Origin of the sequence: Pseudomonas sp. PDM15 (assembly GCF_014851565.1) — a bacterium.
In the GTDB taxonomy this organism is placed as follows: Bacteria; Pseudomonadota; Gammaproteobacteria; order Pseudomonadales; family Pseudomonadaceae; genus Aquipseudomonas.
Genome location: NZ_JACVAA010000003.1, coordinates 410,834 through 436,941, shown reverse-complemented (window position 1 = coordinate 436,941; position 26,108 = coordinate 410,834). Strand labels below are relative to the sequence as shown.

Here is a 26,108-nt window from a genome sequence, read left to right as displayed (position 1 = left end):
CCATGTCTAGCATTCGTACTCTTTCCTATGACGCCATCATCGTTGGTGGCGGCGGTGCAGGCATGCGTGCCGCACTGCAGCTGGCCCAGGGCGGTCACAAGACTGCCGTGGTGACCAAGGTCTTCCCGACCCGTTCGCACACCGTATCCGCCCAGGGCGGCATCACCTGCGCCATCGCTTCGGCCGACCCGAACGACGATTGGCGCTGGCACATGTACGACACCGTCAAGGGCTCCGACTACATCGGTGACCAGGACGCGATCGAATACATGTGTTCCGTCGGCCCGGAGGCCGTGTTCGAACTCGAGCACATGGGCCTGCCGTTCTCCCGTACCGAACAGGGCCGCATCTACCAGCGTCCGTTCGGTGGCCAGTCCAAGGGCCCGGACAATCCGTCCGTCCAGGCTGCCCGTACCTGCGCCGCGGCTGACCGTACCGGTCACGCTCTGCTGCACACCCTGTACCAGGCCAACCTGAAGGCCGGCACCTCGTTCCTCAACGAGTGGTACGCCGTCGACCTGGTGAAGAACCAGGACGGCGCCATCGTCGGCATCATCGCCATCTGCATCGAGACCGGCGAAACCGTCTACATCCGCTCCAAGGCCGTGGTTCTGGCCACTGGCGGTGCTGGTCGTATCTACGCTTCCACCACCAACGCCCTGATCAACACCGGCGATGGCGTGGGCATGGCCCTGCGTGCTGGCGTGCCGGTGCAGGACATCGAAATGTGGCAGTTCCACCCGACCGGCATCGCCGGCGCCGGTGTGCTGGTTACCGAAGGCTGCCGCGGCGAAGGTGGTTACCTGATCAACGCCCACGGCGAGCGCTTCATGGAGCGTTACGCGCCGAACGCCAAAGACCTGGCCGGCCGCGACGTAGTTGCCCGTTCCATGGTCAAGGAAGTGATCGCCGGCAACGGCTGTGGCCCGGACAAGGACCACGTGCTGCTGAAGCTCGACCACCTCGGCGAAGAAGTGCTGCACAGCCGTCTGCCGGGCATCTGCGAACTGTCTAAGACTTTCGCTCACGTCGACCCGGTGCTCGCTCCGGTTCCGGTGATCCCGACCTGCCACTACATGATGGGCGGCGTTGCCACCAACATTCATGGCCAGGCCATCACCCAGGACGCCAACGGCAACGACAAGATCATCGAAGGTCTGTTCGCCGTGGGTGAAGTCGCCTGCGTATCGGTACACGGTGCCAACCGTCTGGGCGGCAACTCGCTGCTCGACCTGGTCGTGTTCGGTCGTGCCGCTGGCCTGCACCTGGAAAAAGCGCTGAAAGAAGGCGTGGAAGTCCGTGGTGCCAGCGAGACCGACATCGAGGCTTCGCTCAAGCGCCTGTCCGGCGTCAACGAGCGCAGCAGCGGTGAAGATGTGGCTCCGCTGCGTAAAGAGCTGCAGCAGTGCATGCAGAACTACTTCGGCGTATTCCGTACCGGCGAATACATGAAGAAGGGCATCACTCAGCTGGCCGATCTGCGCGAGCGCATCGCCAACGTCAAGATTGCCGACAAGAGCCAGGCCTTCAACACCGCGCGTATCGAAGCGCTGGAGCTGCAGAACCTGCTGGAAGTGGCCGAAGCCACTGCCATCGCCGCCGACACCCGTACCGAGTCCCGCGGCGCCCATGCCCGCGAAGACTACGAGGACCGCGACGACACCAACTGGCTGTGCCACTCCCTGTACTTCCCGGGTGAGAAACGTGTTGCCAAGCGCGCTGTGAACTTCGCGCCGAAGACCGTTCCTGCATTTGAACCCAAAGTACGTACTTATTAAGGGTGGCCACCATGTCTCTTGGTAACACTTTGCAAGTCAGCGTTTATCGCTACAACCCGGAAAAAGACGCCGCGCCGTTCATGCAGGACTTCACGGTGCAGATCGACGGCAAGGACCTGATGGTTCTCGACGTACTGGCCTTGATCAAGGAACAGGACGAAGGCTTCTCCTACCGTCGTTCCTGCCGTGAAGGCGTGTGCGGTTCCGACGGCATGAACATCAGCGGCAAGAATGGCCTGGCCTGCATTACCCCGATCTCCACCGTGGTGAAGGGCAACAAGCTGGTCATTCGCCCGCTGCCGGGTCTGCCGGTCATTCGTGACCTGGTCGTCGACATGAGCATCTTCTACAAGCAGTACGAGAAGGTGCAGCCGTTCCTGCAGAACGATACGCCGGCTCCGGCCATCGAGCGTCTGCAGAGCCCGGAAGAGCGCGAGAAGCTGGACGGCCTGTACGAGTGCATCCTGTGCGCGTGCTGCTCCACCAGCTGCCCGTCCTTCTGGTGGAACCCGGACAAGTTCCTCGGTCCCGCCGCGCTGCTGCAGGCCTATCGCTTCCTGGCCGACAGCCGCGACACCAAGACCGCCGAGCGTCTGGCGTCCCTGGATGACCCGTTCAGCGTGTTCCGCTGCCGCGGCATCATGAACTGCGTGAACGTGTGCCCCAAGGGTCTGAACCCGACCAAGGCCATCGGTCACGTACGTAACATGCTGCTGCAGAGCGGTACCTGATTCAGCGTTTCACGTTACACCTGCGTCGGCGGAACGATTCGCCGGCGCAGTAAAGCCAGAGCCCCAGCTCACAAAGCCAGGGCTCTTATTTGAAAGAAAAATGACGACCAGCAGGGGCATCCGGGCTGGTACCCGGACTATCTGCGGGATCCGTAGTGGCTTACCAGGTCGCTGCTTCAGGACTATGAATGGCCCAGCTACGGCTTCTACGCCGGTGGTGTCCCCTTACCGAGGGTGACCAAGCATGCAAGAAAGCGTGATGCAGCGCATGTGGGACAGCGCCCACCTATCCGGTGGCAACGCGGCCTACGTGGAAGAGCTCTATGAGCTCTACCTGCACGATCCCAACGCTGTGCCCGAAGAGTGGCGCACCTACTTCCAGAAACTGCCGGCCGATGGGAATACCATCACCGACGTTTCACACTCCACTGTCCGCGATCATTTCGTGCTGCTGGCCAAGAACCAGCGCCGTGCTCAGCCGGTTTCCGCCGGGAGCGTGAGCAGCGAGCATGAGAAGAAGCAGGTGGAAGTTCTGCGCCTGATCCAGGCATATCGCATGCGCGGCCATCAGGCCTCCACGCTCGACCCGCTGGGTCTGTGGCAGCGTCCTGCGCCAGCCGATCTGGCAGTCCACCACTATGGGCTGACCAACGCCGACCTCGACACCACCTTCCGTACTGGTGAACTCTACATCGGCAAGGAGGAGGCGACTCTACGGGAAATCCACGAGTCGTTGCAGCAGACATATTGCCGCACCATTGGCGCCGAGTTCACCCACATCGTCGATTCCGAGCAGCGCAAGTGGTTCCAGCAGCGTCTGGAAAGCGTGCGCGGCCGCCCGGCCTATTCGGCCGAGGTGCAGAGCCATCTGCTCGAGCGTCTGACCGCCGCCGAAGGCCTGGAAAAGTACCTGGGTACCAAGTACCCGGGCACCAAGCGCTTCGGTCTGGAGGGTGGCGAGAGCCTGATCCCGCTGCTGGACGAGATCATCCAGCGCTGCGGCTCCTACGGCACCAAGGAAATCGTCATCGGCATGGCCCACCGCGGCCGCCTCAACGTACTGGTCAACACCTTTGGCAAGAACCCGCGCGACCTGTTCGACGAGTTCGAAGGCAAGCAGGTCGAAGGCCTGTCCTCCGGTGACGTGAAGTACCACCAGGGCTTCTCTTCCAACGTTATGACCTCGGGTGGCGAAGTACACCTGGCGCTGGCGTTCAACCCTTCGCACCTGGAGATCGTCTCTCCGGTGGTCGAGGGTTCGGTGCGTGCCCGTCAGGACCGCCGTCAGGACTCGACCGGTGACAAGGTCCTGCCGATTTCCATCCACGGTGACGCGGCGTTCGCCGGTCAGGGCGTGGTCATGGAAACCTTCCAGATGTCGCAGACCCGTGCCTACAAGACCGGCGGCACCATTCACATCGTGATCAACAACCAGGTTGGCTTCACCACCAGCCGTGCCGACGACTCGCGTTCCACCGAGTACGCCACCGACGTGGCGAAGATGATCCAGGCGCCGATCCTGCACGTGAACGGCGACGACCCGGAGGCGGTGCTGTTCGTCACCCAGCTGGCCGTCGACTACCGCATGCAGTTCAAGCGTGACGTTGTCATCGACCTGGTCTGCTACCGCCGTCGCGGCCACAACGAGGCCGACGAACCGAGTGGCACCCAGCCGCTGATGTACCAGCAGATCGCCAAGCAGCGCACCACCCGTGAGCTGTATGCCGAGAGCCTGGTGCAGTCCGGCCGTGTCGCCGAAGATGCGGTGAACGCCCGCATCGAGGAGTACCGCAGCGCGCTGGACAACGGCCAGCACGTGGTCAAGAGCCTGGTCAAGGAGCCGAACAAGGAGCTGTTCGTCGACTGGCGTCCGTACCTGGGCCATGCCTGGACTGCGCGTCACGACACCCGCTGCGATCTGAAGACCCTGCAGGATCTGGCCGGCAAGCTGCTGGAGATCCCGGAAGGCTTCGTCCTTCAGCGTCAGGTCTCCAAGGTGCTGGAGGACCGCGCCAAGATGACCGCCGGCGCTATGCCGATCAACTGGGGCTACGCCGAGAACCTGGCGTACGCGAGCCTGCTGTTCGAAGGCCATCCTGTGCGCATGACCGGCCAGGACGTCGGCCGCGGCACCTTCTCGCACCGCCACGCGGCGCTGCACAACCAGAAGGACGCGACCACCTACCTGCCGCTGCAGAACCTCTATGAAGGTCAGCCGCGCTTCCAGCTGTACGACTCCTTCCTCTCGGAAGAAGCGGTACTGGCCTTCGAATACGGCTACTCCACCACCATGCCCAACGCGCTGGTGATCTGGGAAGCCCAGTTCGGCGACTTCGCCAACGGCGCCCAGGTGGTGTTCGACCAGTTCATCTCCAGTGGCGAGCACAAGTGGGGCCGTCTGTGCGGCCTGACCATGCTGCTGCCGCACGGCTATGAAGGGCAGGGCCCGGAGCACAGCTCCGCGCGTCTGGAGCGCTTCCTGCAGCTGTGTGCCGAGCACAACATGCAGGTCTGCGTGCCGACCACCCCGGCGCAGGTCTACCACATGCTGCGTCGCCAGGTGATTCGCCCGCTGCGCAAGCCACTGGTAGTGCTGACGCCGAAGTCGCTGCTGCGCCACCCGCTGGCCATCTCGACCCTGGAAGAACTGGCCGAAGGCTCGTTCCAGACTGCCATCGGCGAGATCGATCAGATCGATCCGAAGAAGGTCGAACGTCTCGTGCTGTGCAGCGGCAAGGTGTACTACGACCTGCTGGCCAAGCGCCGTGCGGAAGGTCGCGAGGACATTGCCATCGTGCGTATCGAGCAGCTCTATCCGTTCCCGGAAGACGACCTGGCCGAGATTCTGGCGCCGTACAAGAACCTCAAGCACATCGTCTGGTGTCAGGAAGAGCCGATGAACCAGGGCGCCTGGTATTGCAGCCAGCACCACATGCGCCGTGTCGCTTCCGCGCACAAGAAGGAGCTGTTCCTTCAGTACGCCGGCCGCGATGCCTCGGCTGCTCCGGCCTGTGGTTACGCTTCGATGCACGCCGAACAGCAGGAAAAACTGCTGAACGACGCCTTTACTGTTTAACGCCTTCGCGTATCGAGGCGGCGGCACGGGCCGTCGCCTCCTTGAAGAAACCGAATTTAAGGAAACACACACAATGGCTATCGAGATCAAAGCCCCAACCTTCCCGGAATCGGTTGCCGACGGCACCGTCGCTACCTGGCACAAGAAGCCGGGCGATGCGGTCAAGCGCGATGAGCTTATCGTCGACATCGAAACCGACAAGGTGGTGATGGAAGTACTCGCCGAAGCCGACGGCGTTCTCGCCGAAATCGTCAAGAACGAGGGCGACACCGTCCTCTCCGGCGAACTGCTGGGCAAACTGGGTGACGCCGGCGCTGCCGTCGCCGCACCGGCTGCTGCTCCTGCTGCCGCACCGGCCGCTGCCGCTGCTCCTGCTGCCGCCTCCGATGACGACGCCATCCTGTCGCCGGCCGCGCGCAAGATCGCCGAAGAGGGCGGTATCGACCCGAACAGTATCACCGGTACCGGCAAGGGTGGCCGCGTGACCAAGGAAGACGCCGTTGCTGCCGTCGCCGCCAAGAAGTCCGCTCCGGCCGCTGCCGCCAAGCCGGCCGCTCCGGCTGCCGAGGCTCCGGTGTTCGCCGCTGGCGACCGCGTCGAGAAGCGCGTACCGATGACCCGCCTGCGTGCCAAGGTTGCCGAGCGTCTGGTCGAAGCCCAGTCCACCATGGCAATGCTGACCACCTTCAACGAAGTGGACATGCATGAAGTCATGGCCCTGCGTTCGAAGTACAAGGACCTGTTCGAGAAGACCCACAACGGCGTGCGCCTGGGCTTCATGTCCTTCTTCGTCAAGGCCGCTGTAGAGGCGCTGAAGCGCTTCCCGGCGGTCAACGCCTCGATCGACGGCAACGACATCGTCTACCACGGCTACCAGGATATCGGCGTTGCCGTATCCAGCGACCGTGGCCTGGTGGTTCCGGTGCTGCGCAACGCCGAGCTGATGAGCCTGGCCGAAGTCGAGAACGGCATCGCCACCTTCGGCAAGAAGGCCCGTGATGGCAAGCTGTCGATCGAAGAGATGACCGGTGGCACCTTCACCATCACCAACGGCGGCACCTTCGGTTCGATGATGTCGACCCCGATCGTCAATCCGCCGCAAGCCGCGATCCTCGGCATGCACAACATCATCCAGCGCCCGGTGGCCATCAATGGCCAGGTCGTCATCCGCCCGATGATGTACCTGGCACTGTCCTACGATCACCGCCTGATCGATGGCAAGGAAGCGGTGAGCTTCCTGGTGACCATCAAGAATCTGCTGGAAGACCCGGCTCGCCTGCTGCTGGACATCTGATCCCACGGCTGCGCAACGCGGTGGCCCCCACAAGGGGCCACCCGGTTTTATTCGAGAAGGAATGAGTTATGACCCAGAAATTCGACGTGGTAGTGATTGGCGCTGGCCCCGGGGGCTACGTGGCCGCCATCAAGGCCGCGCAACTCGGTCTGAAGACCGCCTGCATCGAGAAGTATCAGGACAAGGATGGCAAGGTCGCCCTGGGCGGTACCTGCCTGAACGTCGGCTGCATTCCGTCCAAGGCGCTGCTGGACAGCTCCTACAAGTACCATGAGGCCCACGAGGGCTTCAAAGTCCATGGCATCGAGGCCAAAGGCGTCACCATCGACGTACCGCAGATGGTTGCGCGCAAGAACACCATCATCAAGAACCTGACCGGCGGCGTCGCCGGCCTGTTCAAGTCCAACGGTGTGACTCTGCTGGAAGGCCACGGCAAGCTGCTGGCCGGCAAGAAGGTTGAGGTCACCGGTCTGGACGGCAAGACCCAGATCGTCGAAGCCGACAACGTGATCCTGGCTTCCGGTTCCCGTCCGGTCGACATCCCGCCGGCTCCGGTCGATCAGGACGTGATCGTCGACTCCACCGGCGCCCTGGAATTCCAGGCCGTGCCGAAGAAGCTGGGCGTGATCGGCGCCGGTGTCATCGGCCTTGAGCTGGGCTCCGTCTGGGCCCGCCTGGGTGCCGAAGTCACTGTGCTGGAAGCCATGGACAAGTTCCTCGCTTCCGCCGACGAGCAGATTTCCAAGGAAGCCCTGAAGATCCTCGGCAAGCAGGGTCTGGACATCCGCCTGGGCGCCCGCGTCACCGGCAGCGAAGTGAAGAAGAAGCAGGTCACCGTGACCTTCACCGACGCCACCGGCGAGCAGAAGCTGACCTTCGACAAGCTGATCGTCGCCGTCGGCCGTCGCCCGGTGACCACCGACCTGCTGGCCGCCGACAGTGGCGTGACCCTGGACGAGCGTGGCTTCATCTTCGTCAACGATCAGTGCGAAACCAGTGTGCCGGGCGTTTACGCCATCGGTGACGTGGTGCGTGGCGCGATGCTCGCGCACAAGGCCTCGGAAGAGGGCGTCATGGTTGCCGAGCGCATCAAGGGCCACAAGGCCCAGATGAACTACGACCTGATCCCGTCGGTCATCTACACACACCCGGAAATCGCCTGGGTCGGCAAGACCGAGCAGCAGCTCAAGGCCGAAGGTGTCGAGATCAACGTCGGCACCTTCCCGTTCGCCGCCAGCGGCCGCGCCATGGCTGCCAATGACACCGCCGGTCTGGTCAAGGTAATCGCCGATGCCAAGACCGACCGCGTGCTGGGCGTTCACGTGATCGGCCCGAGCGCTGCCGAGCTGGTCCAGCAGGGCGCCATCGGCATGGAGTTCGGCACCAGTGCCGAAGACCTGGGCATGATGGTGTTCTCGCACCCGACCCTGTCCGAGGCGCTTCATGAAGCAGCCCTGGCGGTGAATGGCCACGCCATCCACATCGCCAATCGCAAGAAGCGCTGATGCGTGCCGCGCCCCGCCTAAACGTGGGGCGCTTCAGGAAAAACCACGGCGGACGGCCCGTGGCGGTTCGCAAGGACCAGTCGCAGGAATGTCCGTCGGACTGCTAACCAGTGCAGTCACAGGTGGCGCGGCGCCTCGAGCGCAGCGCCGAAATGCGCAATACCTAAACGAAGAACGGTAGATAAGCATGAATCTTCACGAGTATCAGGGTAAGCAGCTGTTCGCTGAATACGGCCTGCCGGTTTCCACTGGCTTCGCCGTTGACACCCCGGAAGAAGCGGCTGCGGCCTGCGAAAAGATCGGTGGCAGCGAGTGGGTTGTCAAAGCCCAGGTGCACGCCGGTGGCCGCGGTAAAGCGGGCGGCGTCAAGCTGGTCAAGAACAAGGAAGACGCCAAGGCGTTCGCCGCCAACTGGCTGGGCAAGCGTCTGGTGACCTACCAGACAGACGCCAATGGTCAGCCGGTCACCAAGATCCTGGTCGAGTCCTGCACCGACATCGACAAGGAGCTGTACCTCGGCGCCGTCGTCGACCGTTCCAGCCGCCGTATCGTGTTCATGGCTTCCACCGAAGGTGGTGTGGACATCGAGAAAGTCGCTCACGAGACTCCTGAGAAGATCCTCAAGGCCACCATCGACCCGCTGGTCGGCGCTCAGCCGTACCAGGGCCGCGAGCTGGCCTTCCAGCTGGGCCTGCAGGGCGACCAGATCAAGCAGTTCACCCACATCTTCGTTGGCCTGGCCAAGCTGTTCCAGGACTACGACCTGGCGCTGCTGGAAGTGAACCCGCTGGTGATCAAGAAAGACGGCAACCTGCACTGCCTGGACGCCAAGATCAACATCGACGCCAACGCCATGTACCGTCAGCCCAAGCTGCGCGCCATGCACGACCCGTCCCAGGACGACGCTCGTGAAGCCCATGCGCAGAAGTGGGAACTGAACTACGTCGCGCTGGAAGGCAACATCGGTTGCATGGTCAACGGTGCTGGCCTGGCCATGGGCACCATGGACATCGTCAACCTGCATGGCGGCAAGCCGGCCAACTTCCTCGACGTCGGCGGCGGCGCTACCAAAGAGCGCGTGACCGAGGCCTTCAAGATCATCCTGTCCGACAGCAACGTGGCTGCCGTACTGGTGAACATCTTCGGCGGCATCGTGCGCTGCGACATGATCGCCGAAGGCATCATCGGCGCCGTGAAAGAAGTCGGCGTGAAGATCCCGGTCGTGGTTCGTCTGGAAGGTAACAATGCCGAGCTGGGCGCCAAGGTCCTGGCCGACAGCGGTCTGAACATCATCGCGGCTACCAGCCTCACCGACGCTGCCCAGCAGGTCGTCAAAGCCGCGGAGGGCAAGTAATGAGCGTCCTGATCAATAAAGACACCAAAGTCATCTGCCAGGGCTTCACCGGCTCGCAGGGTACTTTCCACTCCGAACAAGCCATCGCCTACGGCACCAAGATGGTTGGCGGTGTGACCCCGGGCAAAGGCGGCACCACTCACCTGGGCCTGCCGGTGTTCAACACCGTCAAGGAAGCCGTGGAAGCTACTGGCGCTACCGCCTCGGTGATCTACGTTCCGGCTCCGTTCTGCAAGGACTCGATCCTGGAAGCGGCCTACGGCGGCATCAAGCTGATCGTGTGCATCACCGAAGGCATCCCGACCCTCGACATGCTGGACGCCAAGGTCAAGTGTGACGAGCTGGGCGTACGCCTGATCGGCCCGAACTGCCCGGGCGTGATCACTCCCGGCGAGTGCAAGATCGGCATCATGCCGGGTCACATCCACCTGCCGGGCAAAGTAGGCATCGTGTCGCGTTCCGGCACCCTGACCTATGAAGCCGTGAAGCAGACCACCGACGCCGGCTTCGGCCAGTCCACCTGCGTGGGCATCGGTGGCGACCCCATCCCGGGCTCCAACTTCATCGACATCCTGAAGCTGTTCCAGGAAGACCCGAAGACCGAAGCGATCGTCATGATCGGTGAGATCGGCGGTTCCGCTGAAGAAGAAGCCGCTGCCTACATCAAGGCCAACGTCACCAAGCCTGTAGTGTCCTACATCGCTGGTGTGACCGCGCCGCCCGGCAAGCGCATGGGCCACGCCGGCGCCATCATCTCTGGTGGTAAAGGCACCGCGGACGAGAAGTTCGCCGCCCTGCAGGACGCTGGTGTGAAAACCGTGCGTTCGCTGGCCGACATCGGCAAGGCCCTGGCCGAGCTGACCGGCTGGGAAGTCAAGAAGGCCTAAGGCTGACTTGATCTGAAAGAGGCCACCTTCGGGTGGCCTTTTTCATTTCTGGCCTGCCGGTCAGAAACTTTGCAGCCAGGCGACAGATAGTTGCCCCGTATCGACAGATCGACCGCTGTCAGCCGCGGCCTGCGAGAAAAATCGTTAGGCTCGCAAGTATTTTCCCATCCAGCCCCACAAGGGCAGGACAGGGAGCCCTTCGATAGCCCCGAACGCGGGGTGATCGAGTTTCCCAATCCAGCGGAAACCCTGCCGTTTTCCCATGAAATTCTGTCTGTGGTACTTCCTGCTATGACTCGTTTGAAAAGCCTCGACCTTCTGGCCCTGGGCTTCATGACCTTTGCCTTGTTCCTCGGTGCCGGCAACATCATCTTTCCGCCCAGTGCCGGTATGGCCGCCGGCGACAATGTCTGGTCCGCCGCCTTCGGCTTCCTGATCACCGGCGTCGGCCTGCCGCTGCTCACCGTAGTGGCCCTGGCTCGCGTCGGCGGCGGCATGGACGAGCTGACCGCGCCACTCGGGCGCAAGGCCGGCACCCTGCTGGCGGTGGCCGTATACCTGGCTATCGGCCCGCTGTTCGCCACGCCGCGCACCGCCGTGGTGTCGTTCGAGATGGGCGTGGCTCCGTTCACTGGCAATGAGCCGCTGCCGCTGGCCCTGTACAGCGCGGCCTATTTCGCCGCCGTGCTGTTCCTCGCCCTCAACCCGGGCAAGCTGGTCGACAGCATTGGCAAGTTCATCACCCCGGTGCTGATCGCCGCGCTGCTGGTGCTGGGTGGGGCGGCGCTGCTGGCGCCGGCCGGCGAGATCGGCCAGAGCACTGAGGCCTACCAGGCCGCGCCTTTCGTCAAGGGTTTCCTGGAGGGCTACCTGACCATGGATACCCTAGGCGCGCTGGTGTTCGGCATCGTCATCGCCACCGCCATCAGGGATCGCGGTGTCCGCGATAGCAGCCTGGTCACCCGCTACTCGGTGATCGCCGGCATCATCGCCGCCACCGGCCTGTCCCTGGTGTACCTGGCGCTGTTCTACCTCGGCGCCACCAGCCAGGACATCGCCGGCGATGCACAGAATGGCGTGCAGATTCTCACCACCTACGTGCAGCACACGTTCGGCACCTATGGCAGCCTGCTGCTGGCGGTGGTGATCACCCTGGCCTGCCTGACCACCGCCGTCGGCCTGCTGACCGCCTGTGGCGAGTACTTCAGCAAGCTGCTGCCGTTCTCCTACAAGACCATGGTGCTGGTGTTCGGTCTGTTCAGCCTGGTGGTATCTAACCAGGGCCTGACCCAGCTGATCAGCGTTTCGGTGCCGGTGCTGGTAGGGCTCTATCCGCTGGCCATCGTGCTGGTGGCGCTCAGCCTGCTGGGCAGCTTCTGGTGCTCGGCGCCACGGGTGTTCGTACCGACCATGACCGTGACCCTGGTGTTCGGCCTGGCCGATGCCCTCAATGCGGCTGGCTTCAGCGGCCTGGTACCGAATGTCTTCGCCCATCTGCCGATGGCCGCCGAGGGCCTGGGCTGGCTGGCGCCGGTGGCGATGACCCTGCTGGTCGCGGCGGTGTTCGACCGATTGCGCGGCGAGCCGGCGACCCGGACCGCCTGAGCCTGAGTCGGGGCCGCGCAATGCGGCCCCGGACTCTCTGCGACGCGCCTTTTGGCGCGCTGCACCTGTTGTTTGGCGCTTCTGGCATCTTCTGCCGATTGCCGCTCGGCCAGACGTGCCGGACAATCTCCCGGAATCCCTCTGCAGTCCATCAGCCATGTCGCAAACCATCTTCTTCGCCCACGCCAACGGCTTTCCCTCGGCCACCTACGGCAAGCTGTTCGCCGCCCTGGCGCCGGACTACCAGGTGCAGCACCTGGAGCAGCACGGGCATGACCCGCGCTTCCCGGTGGACGACAACTGGAACAACCTGGTGGATGAGCTGATCCTGCATCTGGAGCAGGGCGCCGAGCCGGTATGGGGCGTCGGCCACTCCCTCGGCGGCGTGCTGCACTATCACGCTGCGCTGCGTAGGCCCGAGCTGTACCGCGGTGTGGTGATGCTGGATTCGCCGCTGCTCACCGGTGTCGACCGCATGGTGATTCGTGCGGCCAAGCGCTTCGGCTTTATCGACAAGATCACCCCGGCCGGCCGTACCGTCGGCCGCCGCGATGCCTTTGGCGATTTCAGCGAGGCCCGCGACTACTTCGCCGGTAAGACCCTGTTCCGCCGCTTCGACCCGGACTGCCTGGACGCCTATGTGCGTCACGGTCTGCGCGAGGATGGCAAGGGGCTGCGCCTGCGTTTCGATCCGGCCACCGAGATCAGCATCTACCGTAGCGTGCCGCACACGGTGCCGGGTCGCCCGCAGCAGCTGGCCGTGCCGCTAGCCGTGGTGCGTGGTCGCCATAGCAAGGTGGTGTTGCCGCACCATGCCCGCCAGGTCAGCCGCGTGCGCCAGGGCGAATATCTGAGCCTGCCCGGTGGGCACATGTTCCCGCTGGAACGTCCGCAGGACACCGCGCGCCTGCTGCGCGAGCTGTTCAGTCGCTGGCAAGGGCAGGGCATGGAGCGTTCCGCATGAGCCTCAAGGTAGAGGAAACCCGCTTCAGCCTGCCGCATGTGGAGCTGGCGGCCCACCTGTTCGGTCCCGAGGACGGCATCCCGGTCATCGCTCTGCATGGCTGGCTGGACAACGCCATGACCTACGCGCGCCTGGCGCCAAAGCTGGAAGGCCTACGCATCGTCGCCCTGGACTTTCCCGGGCATGGGCATTCCGGCCACTACGCCAGTAATTCCAGCTACAGCATGTGGGAGTATCTGGAGGATGTGCTGCTGGTCGCCGAGCAGCTCGGCTGGCAGCGCTTCTCGCTGCTCGGCCATTCGCTGGGCGGCATCATCTCCACGCTGCTGGCGGCGGCGGTGCCAGAGCGCATCGAGCGCCTGGCCCTGATCGACGGTCTGGTGCCTTACACGGCCGAGGCGGACAGCGCGCCCAAGCGCCTGGGTGATGCGCTGCGTGCGCGTCTCGCGGTGCGCGATAAGCAGAAGCCGGTCTATGCCGACATGGACAAGGCTGCCGAGGCGCGCATGCGTGGTGTGGTGGCGGTCAGCCGCGAGGCGGCCGAGCTGCTGGCGCAGCGTGGCCTGGAACCGGTGCCGGGTGGCTACACCTGGCGCACCGATATCCGCCTGACGCTGCCCTCGGTGATGCGCCTGACCTTCGCCCATGTCGAGCATTTCGTCCGCGCCGTGCAGTGTCCGGTCAGCCTGATCCTTGCCGAGGGTGGGCAGATGAATGTCGAGCCGCGCCTGAAGAGTTTGGTCGAGGGCACCGCCTTCGAGACCCACATCCTGGCTGGCGGCCATCACCTGCACCTCAACGACGAGGCTGGCGCGCAGCAGGTCGCAGACTGTTTCAATCCATTCTTCCGCCGCGCTTGACGCGGCCTCGGCAACTGCCGAGGCTGTGCAGGTCGTATCGGAGATTGCCATGATCGATCTGTACACCGCCGCCACGCCGAACGGACATAAGGTGTCCATCGCGCTGGAGGAGCTGGGCCTGCCGTATCAGGTGCACGCGCTGTCCTTCGACAAGAAGGAGCAGAAGACCCCCGAGTTCCTGCGCATCAACCCCAACGGCCGTATCCCGGCCATCGTCGACGACGGCTTCGCCGTGTTCGAGTCCGGCGCCATCCTCATCTACCTGGCCGAGAAGACCGGCAAGCTGCTGCCCAGTGACGTCAAGGGTCGCTCGCTGGCGATCCAGTGGCTGATGTTCCAGATGGGCGGAGTAGGGCCCATGCAGGGCCAGGCCAACGTGTTCTTCCGCTATTTCCCGGAGAAGCTGCAGGGCACCATCGAACGCTACCAGAACGAGACCCGCCGCCTCTACGAGGTGCTCGACAGTCGCCTGGGCGAGGCCGAGTACTTGGCCGGCGACTACGGCATCGCCGATATCGCCACCTATCCCTGGGTGCGTGTGCACGACTGGGCCGGCGTCTCGGTGGACGGCCTGGAGCATCTGCAACGCTGGATGGCGGCGCTCGACGCGCGTCCAGCGGTGCAGCGCGGCCTGCTGATACCGGAGCGGGCCAAGGACGATGATCGCGTGGTGAAAACCGCGCAAAGCATGCTGACACGCTAAGGAGCCGCATGCGTTATTTCGCTTTTTGCCTGACTCTGATCTGTACGCCACTGCTGGCCGCTGACCTGCCCGGCAGCCAGGATCTGGACAGCCTGCAGCGCTTCCCGCGCGCCGAAATCGTCGACTACCGCGATCAGCCCACTGCGGAGAAGCGCTATCCGCAGGACAGCCTGCGCCGCATCAGCGGCCAGCTGCGCGCCACCGAGGTGCTTGCCGAGGGCCGCCTGCGCGCGCTGACCTATCGCCTGCCGGAAGAACATTCTCCGCGCGAGGCGCTGACGGCCGCGCGTGAGCATCTGCAGGGGCAGGGCGCCCAGCTGCTGTTCTGGTGCGAAGGGCGCGACTGCGGTTCCAGCAGCCTGTTCGCCAACGCTATCTTCGGCAACGCCAAGCTGTACGGTCCCGAGGAGCGGCAGAGCTACCTGCTGCTACGCCTGGCCGAGCCGCAACAGGACAGCCTGCTGGCCCTGTACGGCATCACCCGCGGCAATCGCCGTTCCTATCTGCACGTGGAGCAGCTGGACGCCGGCACGGCGTTGCCGGCGCTGCTGCCCACCGCCGGCACCCTGTTGCGCCAGCTCAAGAGCAGCGGCGAGCTGAGCCTGCCGCAGCTGAGCGCACCGGACGAGCAGTGGGGCGATCTGCTGGCCCGCACCCTGAGCCTGGACAGCACCCTGCGCGTCGGTCTGGCCGGGGCGCAAGCCGAGGCCTGGCGCACGGAGCTGGAGCGCCGCGGCGTGCGGGGCAATCGTCTGCAGGTGGTGGCGAGCGAGGGCGCGGGCCTGAGTCTGCAACAACTACGCTGAACAATGAGGCGAGCCGGGCCGCTTTCCGCCCGGGTTCTGGGAATATCGAACTATGCTGAACAATGATCGCCTGCTGGTGCAGATCCTTCTGCTGGCGCTGCTCGGTGCCTGCGTCTGGGTGCTGGCACCGTTCTTTTCTGCGCTGTTCTGGGCCGCCGTGCTGGCCTTCGCCAGCTGGCCGCTGATGCGCTTGCTGACCCGCGCCCTGAATGGCCGGGAAAACACCGCCGCGGCCATCCTCACCGCTGGCTGGATGGTGTTGGTGGCGGTGCCGCTCGTGTGGCTGGGCTTCAACCTGGCCGACCATATCCGCGACGCCACCGAGATGTTCAAGGACTTCCAGGGCGACGGCCTGCCGGACCCGCCCAGCTGGCTGGGCGGCCTGCCGCTGGTGGGCGATCGCCTGGTCAACCTCTGGACGCGCATCGACGAGGAGGGCGCGGCCCTGCTCGCCACCGTTCGGCCCTACCTGGGCCAGGTCGGCAACTGGCTGCTGGCGCGCAGCGCGCAGATCGGCGGCGGCATGCTGGAGCTGGCCCTGAGCCTGGTGCTGGTATTCTTCTTCTACCGCGACGGCCCGCGCATGGCCGCCTTCGTCCACAGCCTGCTGGAGCGCCTGATCGGCGACCGCGCCGAGCACTACCTGAGCCTGGTGGCCGGCACCGTGCAGCGGGTGGTCAACGGCGTGATTGGCACCGCGGCGGCCCAGGCCCTGCTGGCCATGATCGGCTTCTACATCGCAGGTGTGCCCGGGGCCTTGGTGCTGGGCATCATCACCTTCATCCTCAGCCTGATCCCGATGGGCCCGCCGCTGGTGTGGATTCCCGCCACCGCCTGGCTGGTCAGCCAGGAGCATTACGGCATGGCGGTGTTCCTCGGCATCTGGGGCATGTTCGTCATCAGCGGCGTGGACAACGTGCTCAAGCCCTACCTGATCAGCCGTGGCGGCAACCTGCCGCTGGTGGTGGTGCTGCTCGGCGTGTTCGGCGGCATCCTAGCCTTCGGCTTCATGGGCCTGTTCCTTGGCCCGACCCTGCTGGCCGTGGCCTACAGCCTGCTCGGCGACTGGGTCGGCAACACGCCGCGGGTCGCCGCGGTGGATGCTGAGCGCAAGGACGGGGAGTAGTTGGCATCCTGTGCAGAATTCTGCTCACCGACCTTGGTGAGCGGAATGCTGCGGTGATAGCCTTGTGCGGCTTTTCGGCCGGCATGGCCGAAGCCGGGCACCAGCCCCGCCTCAGACCGTGATTATCGGGTCCACAGAGGCCTCGCGCGGTTCAGGGAAGAAAGACCAACACAACACAACGGACAATTTGCGAGTCATCCCATGAAAAAATCTGCAGGTATCGCAGTAGGCGTCATCGTGGCCGCCGGCGCCCTCGGCACGGCCGGAGCCTGGTACACCGGCAACCAGCTGCCCACGGTGCTGGACGCATCGATCAAGCAGTTCAACGCCGACATGGCCAAGACCCTGCCGGCACTCGGTCTCGACGTTTCCGTCGAGCTGCTCTCGCTGGATCGCCACTTCTTCAACAGCGACGCGCGCTATCGCGTCAAGTTCAACGGCTCGCTGGACGGCGAGACCGCGCAGCAGCTGGAGTGGGTGATCACCGACCGTATCGAGCACGGTCCCTTCCCGCTGTCGCGCCTCAAGGCGTTCAAGCTGATGCCGGTCATGGCCACCAGCAACTACGCCCTGGAAGCCAACCCGGCCCTGGAAAAATGGTTCGCCGCCAGCAAGGGCGTCTCGCCGCTGGAAGGCCAGGCCAGCCTGGGCTACGACCAGTCCGTGGAAGGCAGCGTGCGCCTGAACCCGCTGCAACTGGCCCTGGATGAAGACAGCAACCTGGACTTCAGCGGCCTGACCGTCGACTTCGATACGTCTGCCGGTGCCAAGGAAATCGACGCCAGCGGCCTGATGGAAAGCGTCAAGGTCAGCTCCAAGCTGCCGTCCAGCGGCGAGCCGATGACCATCGAGCTCAAGGGCCTGACCCTGAACAGCCAGACCGCCAAGAGCGCCAGCGATTTCTATCTGGGCCAGAACGAGGTCAAGCTGCAGGTCGTCGAGGTCAAGGTCGGCGAAGCCGCCCCGGTACTGCTGAAAGACTTCGTACAGCGCGACGAAACCAGCGAAGCCGACGGCAAACTGGCCGGCCGCTCCACCTACAACGTCGGCATGGTCAGCTACCAGGGTCACGATATCGGCGGCCTGGAAATGATCTCCAGCGTGAAGAACATCGATGCCGCTGCCCTGCAATCGATGCTCGCCCTGTACAGCGACATCATCAAGAGCACTGGCCAGCTGCAACAGGCCAGCCTGGAAGACGAGGCCAACCTGCCGGAGCTGAGCGAAGCGCAGCAGGCCCAGTTGATGGTGGACGTGGATAAACTGCTGGCCGCCAAGCCGAGCGTTGCTCTGGAGAAGCTGGCGTTCAAGACCGCCAACGGCGAGAGCAGCCTGAGCCTGGCCGTTGACCTGAACAAGCCCGAGTCCTTCGAGCTGCCGCCGGATCAACTGGCCAAGCAGCTGATCGCTCAGCTGGACGCCAAGGTCAGCGTTTCCAAGGCCATGATCGGCGACGTCATCGGCCTGCAGGCCACTATCGGCGGCGAGACCGACAAGGAAGCCGTTGCACAGCAGGCATCGATGATGACCGAGATGGCCAGCGGCATGGCCCTGTCCACAGAGCTGGCCAAGCTGGAAGGTGACAACATCGTCACCAGCCTGCACTACGCCAACGACAAGGTCGACTTCAACGGCAAGCAGATGTCCGTCGAGGAGTTCGTCGCCATGGCCTTCGCCAGCGGCGCCGGCCTGGGTGGCATGGGCGGCGCGGACCTGGGCGCGGAGGAGCCCGAGATGGAAGGTCTGCAACTGGAAGAAGAAGTCACCGAGGAAGAGGCTCCGGCCGAATAACCTTCGCAGGTGCCAAGAGGCCCGCATTTCCACTGGAGATGCGGGCCTTTTTTGTTTTTCAGGCAAATGCTCGGCTGCTAGCGCTGGCCTGATCAGCCTGAGTAGGTTTCCAATCACCTGCGAGCTGCTCGGCTCGTCCTGGCTCATGCCACCGCTGTGATTTGCGCTCGGCTAGCAAAAGGCGGGGGTAGCCAAACCAAGCCTCGGCAGAGCGCCGGCCACGTATAGGCCGCCATACACGCCCGCGAGCCGCGATCTTTACGCATTCTTTATCGCCCGCACCCCGTTGCGGAATCGCTCCTTTACGCCGGCCGGACGAAGAATTCGCCCACGGCGGCGCAGTCCGCATCACGGAGCGATCACATGAGCATTCTCGACGGGGTGTCCCTGGGCCTGGCCCTGGGGCTGTTCATCTACCTGCTGGTGGCGCTGCTACGCGCCGAACGCGGCTAGGAGGCCCCATGCAACTTCAAGACTACGGTCTGATCCTGGCCTTCTTCGTCCTGGTACTGGCGCCCGCGCCCTGGCTGGGACGTTACCTGTACCGCGTCATGGAGGGCGAGCGCACGTTGCTGACGCCGCTGCTGCAACCCATCGAGCGCGCCTGCTACCGCATCGCCGGTGTCGACCAGAGGCACGAGCAGAGCTGGCAGACCTACGCCCTGGCGCTGCTGGCCTTCACCATGGCCAGCCTGGTACTGCTGTTCGCCATCCTGCTGCTGCAGGGCGTGCTGCCGCTCAATCCGCAGCAGCTGCCGGGCCTGGAGTGGACCCTGGCGTTCAACACGGCGGTGAGCTTCGTCACCAACACCAACTGGCAGGCCTACAGCGGCGAGGCGTCGCTGAGCTACTTTAGCCAGATGATCGGTCTCACTGTGCAGAACTTCGTCAGCCCGGCCGTGGGTCTGGCCATCCTGGTGGCCTTCGCCCGCGGCATCTCGCGCAAGTCCAGCGCCGGCATCGGCAACTTCTGGGTCGACCTGACTCGCGCCACCCTCTACGGCCTGCTGCCGTTCTGCGTGATCCTGGCGCTGCTGCTGGTCTGGCAGGGCGTGCCGCAGACCTTCATGGACTATGCCCAGGCCAAGACCCTGCTGGGCGCCGACCAGACCATCCCGCTCGGCCCGGCAGCCAGCCAGATCGCCATCAAGCAGCTCGGCACCAACGGCGGTGGCTTCTTCGGCGTGAACTCGGCGCACCCGTTCGAGAACCCCACGGCGCTGAGCAACCTGCTGGAGCTGGCGCCGATCATCCTGATCCCGGTGGCGCTGGTGTTCAGCTTCGGCCACTACGTCAAAGACCTGCGCCAGAGCCGCGCGATCCTCGCCTGCATGCTGATCCTGTTCGCCATCGGCCTGGTCGTCACCTTGTGGGCCGAGCACCAGCCGAACCCGGCCCTGGCGGCGCTGCCGATCGAGCAGGCCGGCTCGCTGGAGGGCAAGGAGAGCCGCTTTGGCGTGGCTGCCTCGGCGCTCTGGGCGGTGACCACCACGGCCGCGTCCAATGGCTCGGTCAACGCCATGCACGACAGCTTCAGCGCCATCGGTGGGCTGGTGCCGATGTTCAACATGATGCTCGGCGAGGTGATCTTCGGAGGCGTCGGCGCCGGCCTCTACGGCATGCTGCTGTTCGTGCTGATTGCCGTGTTCCTCGCCGGCCTGATGATCGGCCGTACCCCGGAATACCTGGGTAAGAAGCTGGAAGCCCGTGAGGTACGCCTGCTGGTGGCAACGCTGCTGGTGATGCCGGTCGGCGTACTGGTGTTCTGCGCGCTGGCGGTGAGCCTGCCGGGTCCTGCGGCCTCGATCAGCAACCCCGGCCCGCACGGATTCAGCCAGGCGCTGTACGCCTACACCTCGGGCACCGCTAACAACGGTTCGGCCTTCGGCGGCTTCGGCGCCAACACGGCGCTCCACAACCTGCTGATCGGCCTGGCCATGCTGCTCGGGCGCTTCGGCTACATCCTGCCGATTCTTGCCATCGCCGGCAGCCTGGCGGCGAAGAAGCGCGCGCCGTTGGGCGACAACAGCTTCCCGACCCACGGCCCGCTGTTCGTCACCCTGCTGACCCTGACCATCCTGCTGGTCGGCGGCCTGACCTTCCTGCCTGCGCTGGCCCTGGGCCCGCTGGCCGAACACCTGGCGTTCTAACGGAGAACCATGATGAATGCCCCCACTCGCGTACCCAGTGCGCAAACCTCCAAGACCAGCTTCCAGGCGCTGTGGCAACCGGCGCTCAAGCAGGCCTTCGTCAAACTCGATCCGCGCAAGCTCAAGCGGGCGCCGGTGATGCTGGTGGTCGAGCTGACCGCCATTCTCACCACTGTGCTGTGCTTTATCCCCAACCCTGAGGTGAGCGTCGGCCTGGCCGTGCAGATCGCCCTGTGGCTGTGGTTCACCGTGCTCTTCGCCAACTTCGCCGAGGCCCTGGCCGAGGGTCGCGGCAAGGCACGCGCCGACAGCCTCAAGGCCGGCAGCCAGGGCCTCACCGCGCGGCGTAAGGTCGGCGAGCAGTTCCAGGCGGTGGCCGCCAGCCAGCTGCGGCGCGGCGATATCGTCCGCGTCGAGGCCGGCGAGCTGATCCCAGGTGACGGCGAGGTGATCGAAGGTATCGCCGCGGTCAACGAAGCGGCCATCACCGGCGAATCCGCTCCGGTGATCCGCGAGTCCGGCGGCGATCGCTCGGCGGTCACCGGCAACACCCGCGTGGTGTCGGACTGGCTGCTGGTGCAGATCACCGCCAACCCCGGCGAGTCGACCCTGGACCGCATGATCGCTCTGGTCGAAGGCGCCAAGCGGCAGAAGACGCCGAACGAGGTGGCGCTGGACATCCTGCTGATCGGTCTGACCCTGATCTTCCTGCTGGTGGTGGCCACGCTGCAGCCGTTTGCCCGCTATGCCGGCGGCGACCTGCCGCTGGTGTACCTGGTGGCGCTGCTGGTGACGCTGATCCCGACCACCATCGGCGGGCTACTCTCGGCCATCGGTATCGCCGGCATGGATCGTCTGGTGCGCCTCAACGTGATCGCCAAGTCCGGCCGTGCCGTGGAAGCGGCGGGCGACGTGCATACCCTGTTGCTGGACAAGACCGGCACCATCACCTTCGGCAACCGCCGCTGCAGCGCGCTGGTCAAGGCGCAGGGCGTCAACGGTCGCGACCTGGCCGAGGCGGCGCTGCTGGCCTCGCTGGCCGACGACACGGCCGAGGGCAAGTCCATCGTCGAGTACCTGCGCGGCCTGAGCCCGCTCGAGGCGCCGGAGCGGGGTTCGGTGCGCGGCGTTGCCTTCACCGCCGAGACGCGCCTGTCCGGCGCCGACTGGAGCGGCCGCAGCTTCCGCAAGGGCGCGGTGGACGCGGTGCTGCTGTACCTGGGCATGAGCCGCGAGCAGATGCCCGAGCACCTGGCTCGCGAGGTCGACAAGATCGCCCAGAGTGGAGGCACGCCGCTGCTGGTGGCCGGAGACAATCGCCTGCTCGGCGCCATCCACCTCAAGGACGTGGTCAAGCCAGGCATCCGCGAGCGCTTCGCCGAGCTGCGCCAGCTGGGCATCCGCACCGTGATGGTCACCGGCGACAACCCGCTGACGGCGGCCGCCATCGCCGCCGAGGCGGGCGTGGATGATGTGATTGCCGAGGCCACGCCGGAGAAGAAGCTGCAGCGCATCCGCAGCGAGCAGGCCGACGGCAAGCTGGTGGCCATGTGTGGCGATGGCGCCAACGACGCCCCGGCACTGGCCCAGGCCGACGTGGGCCTGGCGATGAACGACGGCATCCAGGCCGCCCGCGAGGCCGCCAATCTGGTGGACCTGGATAGTGACCCGACCAAACTGCTGGATGTGGTGCAGGTGGGCAAGGAGTTGCTGGTGACCCGCGGCGCGCTGACCACCTTCTCGGTGGCCAACGACGTGGCCAAGTACTTCGCCATCCTGCCGGCGCTGTTCGCCGGTATCTACCCGCAGCTCGGCACGCTCAACATCATGCAGCTGCACAGCCCGCAGAGCGCGATCCTCTCGGCCATCGTGTTCAACGCCCTGATCATCATCGCGCTGATCCCCCTGGCCCTGCGCGGGGTGCGCGTGCAGGCGGCGGACGCGGCCAGCCTGCTGCGGCGCAACCTGCTGATCTATGGCCTCGGTGGGCTGATCGCGCCCTTTGTCGGGATCAAGGTGATAGACGCGCTGCTGGTGGCGGTCGGTTTGGTCTGACGCTTGTCTCCCTCTCACTCGGAGAGGGGAAGAGTTCGTAGCCCGGATGAAATCCGGGAATGTCGCCCCGGATTTCATCCGGGCTACACAAGTTTGGAGAGGCATCATGCTCAAACAACTCCGCCCAGCCCTCGGCGTGCTGGCGTTCATGACCCTGATCACCGGGGTGATCTATCCGCTGACCATCACCGGCATCGCTCAGCTGGCCTTCCCCGAAGAGGCCAATGGCAGCCTGGTGCGCGACGCCCGGCGCGAGGTGCGGGGCAGTACGCTGCTGGCACAAAACTTCGAAGGAGCCGAGTGGTTCCAGCCACGTCCCTCGGCCGCCGGATTTGCCACCGTGGCCAGCGGCGCCAGCAACCTGGCGCAGAGCAACCCGGCGCTGGCCGAACGCATCGCCAAGGATGTCCAGCGCCTGCTCGGCGAGGGCAGTGCGCCGGTGCCGCTGGAGCTGGTCACTACGTCGGCCAGCGGTCTCGACCCGCACCTGTCGCCGGCCGCCGCGCGTTGGCAGGTGGCGCGCATCGCCGCCGCCCGGCATTTGCCGAGTGCCAGCCTGGAACGGCTGATCGAACAACACACCGAGCGCTCTGCAATCGGCCCTGACGTGGTCAACGTGCTGGCGCTGAACCTGGCGCTGGCGGACAATCGCGCCTTCGCCGTGAACGAGAACAGCCCATGAGTGATGCGCTACGCGCCGATGCATTGCTGGCCGAGATGCCCCGCGAGGGCCGCGGCCGGCTGAAGGTCTTCCTCGGTGCGGCGCCTGGCGTAGGCAAGACCTACGCCATGCTGCAGGCGGCCCAGGCGCAATTGCGCCAGGGCATCGACCTGCGTGTGGGTGTGGTCGAGACCCACGGCCGGGCGGAGACCGAGGCGATGCTCGCCGGCCTGCCGCAGCAGCCACTCAAGCGTGTGGAATACCGCGAGCGGCCGCTGCAGGAAATGGACCTCGATGGCCTCCTGGCCAAGCCGCCACAGCTGGTATTGGTGGACGAGCTGGCCCACAGCAACGCCCCCGGCAGCCGCCACGCCAAGCGCTGGCAGGACGTGCAGGAGCTGCTCGGCGCCGGCATCGACGTGTACACCACGGTCAACGTGCAGCACCTTGAGGCGCTCAATGACCAGGTGCGCGACATCACCGGCGTACAGGTGCGCGAGACCCTGCCGGACTGGGTGCTGCAGGAGGCCGACGAGATCCTGCTGATCGACCTGCCGCCACGCGAGCTGCTCGAGCGCCTGCGCGAGGGCAAGGTCTATGTGCCCGAACAGGCCCGGGCGGCCATCGACGCGTTCTTCTCGCAGACCAACCTCACCGCATTGCGCGAACTGGCCATGCACACCGCCGCTGCGCGGGTGGATGCTGACCTCAATCGCCGCTATCGCCAGCAGGGCCAGGAGGCACCGACCGTGCGCGGTCGCCTGCTGGTCGGCATCGACGGTGACGGCCAGGCCGAGCGCCTGGTGCGCCACGCCAGCCGGGTGGCCGAACGGCGCCATTTGCCCTGGTCGGTGGTGCACGTGGATACCGGTGGACCGCGTGACGAGGAGCGCCTGGGCAATCTGCAGGCTGCGCAGCAGCTGGCCGAGCGCCTCGGCGGCGAGGTGGTGAACCTGCGCGCCGGCGAGGTCGCCAGCACATTGATCGCCCATGCCCGCGAACGCCGCGCCAGCCTGATCCTGGTCGGTCGCAGCCGCCAGCGCCTGCGTCGTCGCTGGCATGTCGGTCGAGGTCTGGCCGAGCGCCTGCTGGCCGCCGGCAAGGGCCTGGAGATCAGCGTGCTGGACACCGAGGCCGAGCTGGCTCCGGCGCGGCCAAGGGCACGGGCACCGCTGGCCTGGCGCGACTATCTGCTGGCAGCGCTGGCCACCGCCGTGGCCAGCAGTACCGCCCTGGGCCTGGCGCACTTCATCCAGTTGCCGAATATCTCGCTGGTCTTCCTCGCCGCCGTGCTGGTGGTGGCGGTGCGCAGTTCCCTGGGCCCGGCGCTACTGTGCGCCGGCCTGTCGTTCCTGGCCTACAACCTGCTATTTATCGAGCCGCTGTTGTCGCTGAAGATCGCTCGCCAGCAGGACGTGCTGACCCTGCTGTTCTTCCTGCTGATGGCTGGGCTGACCGGCAACCTGGCCAGCCGTCAGCGTCGTCAGCTGCAGGCCCTGCGCCAGACCCAGGCGGAGACCACGGCGCTGCTCGAGCTGTCGCGCAAGCTCACCGTAGCCACCGACCGTCAGGCGGTGTTCTCCGCCGCCACCCAGCAGCTCGGCCTGTGGCAGGACGTCGAGATCAGCCTGCAGTCGCGTGATCGCGACGGCGTGTGGAAGGTCGAGGCCGGCGTACAGCGCCTGCTCACCGAGCAGGAACGTGCCGCCGCCGACTGGTCCTGGCTGCAGTTGCAGCCGTCCGGGCTCGGTACCGACACCTTGCCGGGCGGGCGCTGGTGGTGGTGGCCGCTGGCCGGCGAGGAGGGGCCGCTGGCGATGCTCGGCGTGGCGCCGAAGAACGAGCGGCCGCTAAGTCCCGAGCAACGCCGCCTAATCGCCGCGCTCGGTCAGCCGCTTGCCCAGGCCCTGGAGCGTGCCCAGTTGGCGGCGGACCTGGAGGCGGCGCGCCTGCACGGCCAGACCGAGGAGCTGCGCAGCGCGCTGCTGGCGTCGGTGTCCCACGACCTGCGCACGCCGCTGACCGCCATGCGCGGCTCCATCGACAGCCTGCTGGCCCTCGGCGAGCAGATTCCCCTGGCCGACCGCCGTGAGTTGCTGGAAGGCACGCGCGACGAGGCCGAGCGCCTGGATCGCTATATCCAGAACCTACTCGATATGACCCGCCTGGGCCACGGCGGCCTCAAGCTGGCCCGTGATTGGGTGGCGCCGGCGGACATAGTCGCCAGCGCTGTGCAGCGCTTGCGCCCGGTGCTGGCGCCGCTGCAGGTGGAACTGCAGGTGCCGGCCGAGCTGCCGCTGCTCTATGTGCACGCAGCGCTGATCGAACAGGCGCTGGTCAACGTGCTGGAAAACGCCGCGCGTTTCTCGCCGGCCCAGGGCCGCCTGCGGGTGAGCATCGCCAGCGACGAGGCCGAGCTACGCTTCGCCGTAAGCGACCAGGGCCCCGGTATTCCGCAGGCCGAGCGGGAGAAGATCTTCGACATGTTCTACACGGCGGCGCGTGGCGACCGTGGCGGCCAGGGCACCGGGCTGGGCCTGGCGATCTGCCAGGGCATGGTCGGCGCCCATGGCGGCAAGGTGACGGTGGGCGAGGGGCTTGATGGGCGCGGCGCGACCCTGACCCTGCACCTGCCGTTGCATGCGCAACCGCAGGCGGAGGGAGAGGTATGAGCCGAGTTCACCCCGGACTGAAGTCCGGGCTACGACGTGGCACGGGCTCGGTAGCCCGGACTTCAGTCCGGGGCAAGTCTCCTTGCAATG

General features: G+C 65.4%; 19 protein-coding genes. All 19 read left to right on the top strand.

From position 1 onward, the window contains the following. Positions 1 to 2 precede the first annotated feature (2 nt). Positions 3 to 1,778: a succinate dehydrogenase flavoprotein subunit gene (gene sdhA / locus IB232_RS09940; protein WP_192398339.1), complete on the top strand. Its 1,776-nt coding sequence runs from the start codon at positions 3 to 5 to the stop codon at positions 1,776 to 1,778. 11 nt (positions 1,779 to 1,789) lie between these two features. Further along, the gene (locus IB232_RS09935; RefSeq protein WP_137972991.1) at positions 1,790 to 2,509 is read left to right on the top strand and encodes a succinate dehydrogenase iron-sulfur subunit; all 720 of its coding nucleotides are present in this window, start codon (positions 1,790 to 1,792) and stop codon (positions 2,507 to 2,509) included. Between the two features lie 244 nt (positions 2,510 to 2,753). Further along, positions 2,754 to 5,585 (top strand): 2-oxoglutarate dehydrogenase E1 component, encoded by a 2,832-nt coding sequence (locus tag IB232_RS09930; protein ID WP_192398338.1) that lies wholly within the window; start codon positions 2,754 to 2,756, stop codon positions 5,583 to 5,585. A 73-nt stretch (positions 5,586 to 5,658) separates the two neighbouring features. Next, complete coding sequence (gene odhB, locus IB232_RS09925; protein ID WP_192398337.1) at positions 5,659 to 6,879, top strand: 2-oxoglutarate dehydrogenase complex dihydrolipoyllysine-residue succinyltransferase; 1,221 nt, start codon at positions 5,659 to 5,661, stop codon at positions 6,877 to 6,879. A 68-nt stretch (positions 6,880 to 6,947) separates the two neighbouring features. After that, positions 6,948 to 8,384, top strand: a complete 1,437-nt coding sequence (lpdA, locus tag IB232_RS09920) for a dihydrolipoyl dehydrogenase (protein ID WP_137972994.1) — start codon at positions 6,948 to 6,950, stop codon at positions 8,382 to 8,384. A gap of 187 nt (positions 8,385 to 8,571) precedes the next feature. Then, a complete protein-coding gene (gene sucC / locus IB232_RS09915; RefSeq protein ID WP_192398336.1) occupies positions 8,572 to 9,738 on the top strand; it encodes an ADP-forming succinate--CoA ligase subunit beta in 1,167 nt (388 codons plus the stop codon). Beyond that, complete coding sequence (gene sucD / locus IB232_RS09910; protein ID WP_192398335.1) at positions 9,738 to 10,625, top strand: succinate--CoA ligase subunit alpha; 888 nt, start codon at positions 9,738 to 9,740, stop codon at positions 10,623 to 10,625. Before sucC ends, sucD begins: the two co-directional genes overlap by 1 nt. 291 nt (positions 10,626 to 10,916) lie before the next feature. Further along, positions 10,917 to 12,230, top strand: coding sequence for a branched-chain amino acid transport system II carrier protein (gene brnQ, locus IB232_RS09905; protein WP_192398334.1), 1,314 nt, complete (start codon positions 10,917 to 10,919; stop codon positions 12,228 to 12,230). A gap of 157 nt (positions 12,231 to 12,387) precedes the next feature. Further along, positions 12,388 to 13,194, top strand: coding sequence for an alpha/beta fold hydrolase (locus IB232_RS09900; protein ID WP_192398333.1), 807 nt, complete (start codon positions 12,388 to 12,390; stop codon positions 13,192 to 13,194). Further along, a complete protein-coding gene (locus tag IB232_RS09895) occupies positions 13,191 to 14,054 on the top strand; it encodes an alpha/beta fold hydrolase (protein WP_192398332.1) in 864 nt (287 codons plus the stop codon). Before IB232_RS09900 ends, IB232_RS09895 begins: the two co-directional genes overlap by 4 nt. A gap of 49 nt (positions 14,055 to 14,103) precedes the next feature. Continuing rightward, on the top strand, positions 14,104 to 14,757 hold the full coding sequence (locus tag IB232_RS09890; protein WP_192398331.1) for a glutathione S-transferase family protein: 654 nt from the start codon (positions 14,104 to 14,106) through the stop codon (positions 14,755 to 14,757). A gap of 8 nt (positions 14,758 to 14,765) precedes the next feature. Continuing rightward, on the top strand, positions 14,766 to 15,563 hold the full coding sequence (locus tag IB232_RS09885) for a DUF4892 domain-containing protein (protein WP_192398330.1): 798 nt from the start codon (positions 14,766 to 14,768) through the stop codon (positions 15,561 to 15,563). 52 nt (positions 15,564 to 15,615) lie between these two features. After that, entirely contained in the window at positions 15,616 to 16,689 is a 1,074-nt protein-coding gene (locus tag IB232_RS09880) for an AI-2E family transporter (protein ID WP_192398329.1), read from the top strand. Between the two features lie 201 nt (positions 16,690 to 16,890). Next, a complete protein-coding gene (locus IB232_RS09875) occupies positions 16,891 to 18,480 on the top strand; it encodes a YdgA family protein (RefSeq protein WP_192398328.1) in 1,590 nt (529 codons plus the stop codon). A 363-nt stretch (positions 18,481 to 18,843) separates the two neighbouring features. After that, the gene (gene kdpF, locus IB232_RS09870) at positions 18,844 to 18,933 is read left to right on the top strand and encodes a K(+)-transporting ATPase subunit F (protein ID WP_081963146.1); all 90 of its coding nucleotides are present in this window, start codon (positions 18,844 to 18,846) and stop codon (positions 18,931 to 18,933) included. Positions 18,934 to 18,941: 8 nt separating this feature from the next. Next, a complete protein-coding gene (gene kdpA, locus IB232_RS09865; RefSeq protein ID WP_192398327.1) occupies positions 18,942 to 20,630 on the top strand; it encodes a potassium-transporting ATPase subunit KdpA in 1,689 nt (562 codons plus the stop codon). Between the two features lie 12 nt (positions 20,631 to 20,642). Continuing rightward, entirely contained in the window at positions 20,643 to 22,685 is a 2,043-nt protein-coding gene (gene kdpB / locus IB232_RS09860) for a potassium-transporting ATPase subunit KdpB (RefSeq protein WP_192398326.1), read from the top strand. Between the two features lie 106 nt (positions 22,686 to 22,791). Continuing rightward, on the top strand, positions 22,792 to 23,367 hold the full coding sequence (gene kdpC, locus IB232_RS09855) for a potassium-transporting ATPase subunit KdpC (RefSeq protein ID WP_192398325.1): 576 nt from the start codon (positions 22,792 to 22,794) through the stop codon (positions 23,365 to 23,367). Then, complete coding sequence (locus IB232_RS09850) at positions 23,364 to 26,018, top strand: sensor histidine kinase (protein WP_192398324.1); 2,655 nt, start codon at positions 23,364 to 23,366, stop codon at positions 26,016 to 26,018. Before kdpC ends, IB232_RS09850 begins: the two co-directional genes overlap by 4 nt. Positions 26,019 to 26,108: the final 90 nt, after the last annotated feature.

Coding starts and splice junctions, on each gene's coding strand:
- IB232_RS09850 (WP_192398324.1), top strand. CDS start 23,364: ATGAGTGATGCGCTACGCGCCGATGCATTGCTGGCCGAGATGCCCCGC.
- IB232_RS09875 (WP_192398328.1), top strand. CDS start 16,891: ATGAAAAAATCTGCAGGTATCGCAGTAGGCGTCATCGTGGCCGCCGGC.
- IB232_RS09880 (WP_192398329.1), top strand. CDS start 15,616: ATGCTGAACAATGATCGCCTGCTGGTGCAGATCCTTCTGCTGGCGCTG.
- IB232_RS09935 (WP_137972991.1), top strand. CDS start 1,790: ATGTCTCTTGGTAACACTTTGCAAGTCAGCGTTTATCGCTACAACCCG.
- sdhA (WP_192398339.1), top strand. CDS start 3: ATGTCTAGCATTCGTACTCTTTCCTATGACGCCATCATCGTTGGTGGC.
- sucD (WP_192398335.1), top strand. CDS start 9,738: ATGAGCGTCCTGATCAATAAAGACACCAAAGTCATCTGCCAGGGCTTC.
- brnQ (WP_192398334.1), top strand. CDS start 10,917: ATGACTCGTTTGAAAAGCCTCGACCTTCTGGCCCTGGGCTTCATGACC.
- IB232_RS09930 (WP_192398338.1), top strand. CDS start 2,754: ATGCAAGAAAGCGTGATGCAGCGCATGTGGGACAGCGCCCACCTATCC.
- kdpF (WP_081963146.1), top strand. CDS start 18,844: ATGAGCATTCTCGACGGGGTGTCCCTGGGCCTGGCCCTGGGGCTGTTC.
- IB232_RS09900 (WP_192398333.1), top strand. CDS start 12,388: ATGTCGCAAACCATCTTCTTCGCCCACGCCAACGGCTTTCCCTCGGCC.
- IB232_RS09895 (WP_192398332.1), top strand. CDS start 13,191: ATGAGCCTCAAGGTAGAGGAAACCCGCTTCAGCCTGCCGCATGTGGAG.
- IB232_RS09885 (WP_192398330.1), top strand. CDS start 14,766: ATGCGTTATTTCGCTTTTTGCCTGACTCTGATCTGTACGCCACTGCTG.
- lpdA (WP_137972994.1), top strand. CDS start 6,948: ATGACCCAGAAATTCGACGTGGTAGTGATTGGCGCTGGCCCCGGGGGC.
- kdpA (WP_192398327.1), top strand. CDS start 18,942: ATGCAACTTCAAGACTACGGTCTGATCCTGGCCTTCTTCGTCCTGGTA.
- sucC (WP_192398336.1), top strand. CDS start 8,572: ATGAATCTTCACGAGTATCAGGGTAAGCAGCTGTTCGCTGAATACGGC.
- kdpC (WP_192398325.1), top strand. CDS start 22,792: ATGCTCAAACAACTCCGCCCAGCCCTCGGCGTGCTGGCGTTCATGACC.
- IB232_RS09890 (WP_192398331.1), top strand. CDS start 14,104: ATGATCGATCTGTACACCGCCGCCACGCCGAACGGACATAAGGTGTCC.
- kdpB (WP_192398326.1), top strand. CDS start 20,643: ATGAATGCCCCCACTCGCGTACCCAGTGCGCAAACCTCCAAGACCAGC.
- odhB (WP_192398337.1), top strand. CDS start 5,659: ATGGCTATCGAGATCAAAGCCCCAACCTTCCCGGAATCGGTTGCCGAC.